Annotated in this window: 1 protein-coding gene; it reads right to left on the bottom strand. The window is 61.8% G+C overall.

Annotation, left to right across the window (positions count from 1 at the left end):
* Positions 1-260: 260 nt before the first annotated feature.
* Entirely contained in the window at positions 261-6,671 is a 6,411-nt protein-coding gene (locus tag GTU76_RS16915; protein WP_180699130.1) for a non-ribosomal peptide synthetase, read from the bottom strand.
* Between the last annotated feature and the right edge of the window lie 444 nt (positions 6,672-7,115).

Raw genomic sequence — 7,115 nt, 5'->3', positions numbered from 1 at the left:
GAGGTAACCTGCTGTAAATACGGAAAAAAGGAGCGCGCAGCAGCGAGTCCGTGCAGACGGCGCGCAGCTTGGAAAAACTAAAACATCGGGGCGTGGGTGTCTGACATGGGAAGCGGGGACAAGCCATATCGGATATGGGCCACACAACCGGCCCCTGTAGCAGTGAGCCTGCTCGCGATGGCGTCAGGTCAGGCGATATGTTCGTGACTGACCCACCGCAATCGCGAGCAGGCTCACTCCTACAGGTTTTGTGTGCGCCGTCAGAGACGGCGTTTGCGGTTGAGGTTGGGGATGGTGGTCTGGGCGATCTCGACGTGCTTCGCTTGCCGTGAGGTCTGTGCCGCCAGCGCCGCCAGTGTCGGCTGGCTGAACAGCGTCCGCGCGTCGACATGCAGGCCGGCCAGACGCATGCGCGCGACCAGACTCACCGCCAGCAACGAATGCCCGCCCAGTTCGAAGAAGTTGTCGTCGCGCCCCACCTGCTCGACCTTGAGCACCTGCGCCCAGATCTGCGCCAAGGCAATTTCCACGTCGCCTTCAGGTGGCGCATAAGGCCGACTGAGCAGCGCTTCCGCCCCCGGTTCCGGCAATGCCTTGCGGTCAATTTTGTCGTTGGGCGTCAGGGGCAACGCCGCCAGCATCACGTAGGCGCCGGGCACCATGAACTCCGGCAACTGCGCCAACACATGTGTACGCAACGCCTCCAGCGTCGGTTCAGGCGACTCGGCCCGTACGCTGTAATACGCCACCAGCCGCTCATCGCGCACCAGCACCACCGCCTCGCGGATGGCCGGGTGTTCAAGCAGCCGCGCTTCAATCTCGCCCAGCTCAAGGCGCACCCCGCGCAGCTTGACCTGAAAGTCGTTGCGGCCGAGGAATTCGAGGTTGCCATCGGCGCCGTAACGCACCAGATCACCGGTGCGGTACAAGCGGTCACCGACCACAAACGGGCTGTCGATAAAGCGCTCAGCCTGCAATTGCGGCAATCCCAAATAGCCGCGCGCCACGCCCACCCCGCCAATGTGCAAATGCCCGCTGACGCCAAACGGCACCGGTTGATCGCCGTCATCGAGCACATACAGTCGCATGTTGCTCAGCGCCTTGCCGATCGGCACCAGTGTCGGCGGTACCGGCTCGCAGGGCTCCAGGGTCCAGCCGCTGCTGTCGACCGTGGTTTCGGTCGGCCCATAGACGTTGTGCAAACGCACCCACGGCAGGCGCTCGCGCACTTGCCGGGCCAGGGCGACGGTCAACTCGCCGCCACCGTTGAGCACATCGGTCAGGCTGGTGCACTGGCTGACATCGTCCTGCTCGATAAACTGCTGCAACAACGCCGGCACGAACTTGACCACGGTAATGTTCTGCTCGCGGATCACTTGCGCGACATACGCCGAGTCGCGGTTGCCATCGGCACGCGCCAGCACCAGGCGCATGCCCGAACACAGCGGCCAGAAAATCTCCCACACCGAACTGTCGAAACTGTACGGTGCTTTTTGCAGCAACGCCCCGTGTTCAGTCGGCGGCGACAACTGCGAGCCCCAGTGCACCATGTTGCAGGCGCTGCGGTGCTCGATCATCACGCCTTTTGGCGTGCCGGTGGAGCCGGAGGTGTAGATCATGTAGGCCAGATTCGTCGCGCCGAGATCCGGCACCTGCGGATTGTCGTAGGGATGGTTCTGCCAGACGCCGAGGTCGAGGTCGATCAGCGGCACGCCGGTTTCGCCAAGCAGATCGCGCGTCGCCTCATGCACCAGCAGCGCAACCGGCGTGCTGTCCTGCAACATGTAGTTCAGGCGTTGCAGCGGATAATCGGGATCGAGCGGCACGTAAGCACCGCCGGCCTTGAGAATGCCCAGCAGACCGATCACCAGCTCAGGCCCGCGCTCGACGCAGATCGCTACTCGCGAATCCGGTTTTACGCCGAGCCCGCGCAGATGATGGGCCAGGCGGTTGGCCTGTTCGTTCAGCTCGCGATAGGTCAGGCGTTGCTCGGCGAACTGCACGGCGATGGCATCCGGCTTGCGCTGCACCTGTTGTTCGAACAGCGTCTGCAACGGCTGGTCCATCGGGCAATCGACCGCCGTATCGTTGAACTCGATCAGCAGCCGTTGCAGCTCTTCCTGCGGTAACAACGGCAGGCTGTTCAGCGGCCGCTGCGGCGTGTTTTCCAGCGCCTCGACCAAGCCTTTCAGCGCTGACTGCACGTATGCGCAAATCCGCTGCGCGCCAATGCTCGACAAGGTTCTGGTGGTCAGACGCAAGCCTGTACCGAGGTCATCAACACTCAGGGTAAACGGGTAATTGGTGCGTTCCTCGTTGGCCAGGGTCTCGATGCCCTCCCAGGTTTGCCGGGAGTTCTTTTGCTCGACGTCATCGCTGTGCCGATAGTTGAGCAAGGCGCTGAACAGCGGCGCCGGCGCAGCGACGCCACTGCAACGCTGGGCGAGCGCCAAAGAGGCGTGTTCATGGGCGAGCAACGCTGTCAGCCGGGCATGCGTGGACTTCACCGCCGCGCGCGCGCCTTCACCGACATCGACGCGCAGCGGCAAGGTGTTGATGAACACCCCCAAAGCCCGGTCCGCACCCGCGCCGCCCTGCATACGCCCCATCAGCACCGTCCCGAACACCACGCTTGGCTGGCCGGATGTCGCCGCCAATACTTGCGCCCAGGCGAGGTGGATCAGGCTGGCGACGCTGACGCCGGCCAGACGCGCCTGCTGCTGCAGACGTTGATACAGATCGCTCGTCAGGGTTTGCTCGGCCTCCTCGATGTTGCTGCCGTCACCTTGTACGTTCTGCAAAGCGAACGGCAAGGTCGGCTCGTCGATGTCGGCGAGCATCTGGCGGAAAAACGCTTCATGCTCCTGTTCACTGACACCCAATCGCGTCTGCGCCACATAGTTGCGGTATGGCACCGGCGCCGCCAGCGGTTCAGCGCTCCCGGACAGGCAGGCGTGGATTTCTTCGCGCATGGCCTCCAGCGCGATGTGATCCATCGCTAAATGATGGAACAACAAGATCCCGACCACTCGGTTGTGCGCGGGGTCACGGGCATACATCAGGCGCAGCAGCGGCGCTTGACTGACATCCAGACGATAGCGCCGTGCATCGAAGCGCGCGTGCAATTGATCGAGGACCGCGCCATGGGCAGGATCCAGTTCAACCTCGTGCACCGGCAAAATGGCCTCGCGCCAGACCACTTGCACCGGTGACGTCAGCCCCTCCCAGACCACTGCCGTACGCAGGATGTCGTGGCGCGCCATGACCTGACGCAGCGCAGCGGCGAAGGCCTCGACCCGTTCGAGACTGTCGAACGCCAGCAGTGATTGCAGCAGATACGGATCGCCCTGCGCAGCAGTGATGTGGTGATAGAGAATGCCTTCCTGCAATGGTGCCAACGGGTAGATGTCCTGCACATTGGCGGCACCACCCGGCACTGTTGCAACGATACGCTCGATCATCGGCTGATCCAGTTGCACCAGCGGCAGCAGCTCAGGGGTGATGTGCGTGCAATCGGCAGGAATGCGGTTGGCCGGCACTTCGACTTCGCGGCCACTGCCCTCCGCCGCTGCCAGCGCGGCCAGTGTCGGCTGACTGAACAGCACCCGCACATCGCTGCTCATGCCAATCTGGCGCATACGTTCGATCAGGCCGACAGCCAACAACGAGTGGCCGCCCAGCTCGAAGAAATGGTCGTGACGCCCTACTCGTTCGACCTGCAGGATTTCGGCCCAGATCTTTGCCAAAGCGATTTCGACGTCACCCTGTGGCGCCTCGTATTGACGACGGATCAGCGCTTCCGGACCCGGCGCCGGCAAGGCCTGACGGTCAAGTTTGCCGTTGGCCGTCAGTGGCAACGTTGCCAAGCGCACGTAAGCCGCCGGCAACAGGGCGGACGGCAAGCGCGAGGTCAGGTGCGCGTGCAGTTGCAGGATATCCAGCGCCTCATGCTCGGTAAACCATGCCAACAGCTGACCGTCGCGCACCAGCACCACGGCTTCCTGTACCGCGTCATGACTGCTGAGCGCCGCTTCGATTTCGCCCAGCTCGACACGCACACCGCGGACTTTCACCTGATCATCGTTACGACCGATGTACTCAAGGTTGCCGTCGAAACGCCAACGGGCGAGATCGCCGGTGCGGTACATGCGCGCATCCGGCTGCACACTGAACGGGTCGTCGAGGAAGCGTTCGGCAGTCAGATCCGGACGATTCAGATAACCCCGGGCGACCCCGGCGCCGCCGACATACAACTCACCGATGATGCCGATCGGCACCGGGCGCTGCTGATCATCGAGCAGGTAAGTCGTGGCATTGCTGACGGGTTTGCCAATGTGCAAGGCCTGCCCCGGTGCGATCAGTCCTGAAGTAGCGACCACCGTGGCTTCGGTCGGGCCATAGTTGTTGACCACCGCAAACGACTGCGCACGGTTGAACTGGCGCAGACGATCGCCGCCGATCAGCAAGGTGCGCAAGGTCGGGTGATCGAGTTGCTTGCTGAAGGCGTATTCGGCAATCGGCGTTGGCAGGAAGCTCACGTCCAGCGGCTGCGCACGCCACCAGTCGAGCAGCGCGTCGATGTCTTCGTTGCCTTCGCTTGCGGGCGACAAGTGCAGCGTCGCCCCGGCACATAACGCCGGCCAGACCTCCCACGCCATCGCGTCGAAACCGAAGCCGGCAAGGCTCGAGGTGTGCTGTCCGGTGCCGAGGCCGAACGCCGCGCAGTGCCAGTCGACCAGATTGCCGAGTGTGCGGTGCTCGACCATCACGCCTTTGGGTAGCCCGGTTGAACCGGAGGTGTAAATCACATAAGCGAGGTTGTTCGTGGTCAACTCCGGCAGGTCGGGATCGGTCAAGTTGTCGAGCGACCACTCGCGCCGATCAAGTTCGATCACCGGCAGCGCTGTGGCGGGCAGACGATCACGCAGACCGCTTTGCGTCAGCAGCGCCACTGGAGCACTGTCGCTGAGCAGATAATTCAGGCGCTCGGGCGGATGCGCCGGGTCAATCGGCACATAAGCGGCACCCGCCTTGAGAATCGCCAGTAGCCCGATCAAGGTCTCCAGGCCCCTGCGCGCGACGATTGCCACCCGGTCATCCGGCCGTACACCGAGGCCCAGCAGATGATGGGCCAAGGCATTGGCTTGCTGATTCAGTTCGCTATAGGTCAGCGTGCGGTCTTGATAAGTCGCGACCACCGCGTCCGGCTGTTCGGCTACCCGCGACGCGAATCGCTGATGAATCAGTTGACCTTGCGGATAACTGACGCGGGTGTCGTTCCACTCATCGAGCAGCGCCAGCTCTGCCGGGCTATTGAGATTGAAATCGGCGATCGCCAGCGCTGGGCATTCCAGACCTTGCTGCAGAATCAGCAACAAGCGCTCGGTCAACGACGCAATCTCGTCAGCCGTGAAATAGGCCGGCGAGTACACCAGGTGCAACCAGGCTTTGTCGTTGAAACGGTTGCTGCGCAGGTGAAGGGCCAGCGGTGTTGTTTCATGCTGGTTGGACACCTTGACCGAGTGTCCCGACGCCTCACCGTAGCAATATTCGTGGTCGTCCTGCTCGTAGGACACCGACAGTTCGAACAGTTGCGCTCGGTCTTCACGCAACAGACCCAGCGCGCGGTTCATCTCGCTCAGCGGGTAGCGTTGATGGCGAAAATCCTGCTTCAGGCTATTGCCGATTGCCTTGATCAACTCAGCGAATGACAACGTTCGGCCAAAGCCCATGCGCATTGCACTGACCTGGGTGAACAAGCCCAAAGTGCGCTTGAAGCGGGCACCGGAGCGATTGAGAATCGGCAAACCGACCACCCACTCGTCACGCTGAGCGGTGCGACTGAAATACACATGCAGCGCCGCCAGCAAGACATGAAATGCCGAGCTACCGAATTGTCGCGCGCAGTCTTTCATGCGCTCGTGCAGCACGGCTGGAAAAACCTCGACGTGGATGCGACTGGGCGCTGCTTCAGCGTCGGGGGATTCGCGATGGCGGGGCGTCAACAAGGGCTCGGGAAGGCTACGGTACTTGTCCAGCCAGTAACGTTGATCGCGCTCATAGCGAGGTGACTGATGGTAGCGCGCATCATCTTCGATAAAACCGACATAGGACGGTGCCGCAATACGCGGGCGCTCGCCACGGCACAACGCGCCGTAGATCTCGCCGACCGCCTTGAACAGCAGCGCGAACGCCCAGCCATCGATAATCAAGTGGTGGGCCTGGGCTGCCAGCCAGTGGCGATGGTGGTCGAGGCGAATCAGACTGAAGCGGAACAACGCTTGCCCGCTATACACAAAGACCTGCGCCATCTGCGCTTCGACCAGCGCCCGGGCTGCCGACTGCGGATCGGGTTGCCCGCTGACATCATGCACCGGCATGGCCACCGGCAGCGTCTGCGCAAATCCTTGCAACGGCAGCCCGTCGTGACCAACGTCCGATAACAGAACAATCCGCAAGGCATCGTGCGTTTCCACCAGAGACTCAAGTGCCGATTGCAGCAATGCCGGATCCAGCGGCCCGCTCAGTTCGACGTAACCGCCAATGTTATACAGCGGCGAATCTCCGCGGCTCAGTTGGTCCAGCCAGATATCCCGTTGGGCAGCGGTCAGCGCGAATGTCTCGACAGGCACGGACAGATCGCCCGCCACGTTGGCAGAAGTAGGCTGCATAAGATCCTTCTCATGAAATTTTGCCGGTATTCAAGCATCGGCCCCGCCACCGACATGACACCTGAAACCCGGACAACCACCACCCTGATAAGCGCGATGAGCGTGCTTATCGCAGGCAAGGTCTAAAAATTCGGAGAGGAAATACTGAAAAGCTTGTAGGAAAAAAGCCACATACCAGCGCCGCCATTTGCCCGAGCGCCACCGATCAGCAATCAGCATCTACCGGTTTTCGCGGCCTGCGGCGTGACTGATCAGTCACTGACGACAACACTCCTGATCTCCTCACCGTCAGAACCCCGGCGCCAACAATCAGAAATGATGGCATTTTGTGTCCCTGTTTTCCCCTACAGACGTAGGACAAATCCATAGGCTTAAATCCCGCTCCAGATCGTGCTCAAGGAGAAATGACGGCGTGGGCGGTTTTTGCAGAGACGGCAGACGATT

Source organism: Pseudomonas crudilactis (assembly GCF_013433315.1).
Lineage (GTDB): Bacteria > Pseudomonadota > Gammaproteobacteria > Pseudomonadales > Pseudomonadaceae > Aquipseudomonas > Aquipseudomonas crudilactis.
Note: the sequence above shows the minus strand (reverse complement) of the source record. Positions and strands in the feature narration are given on the sequence as shown.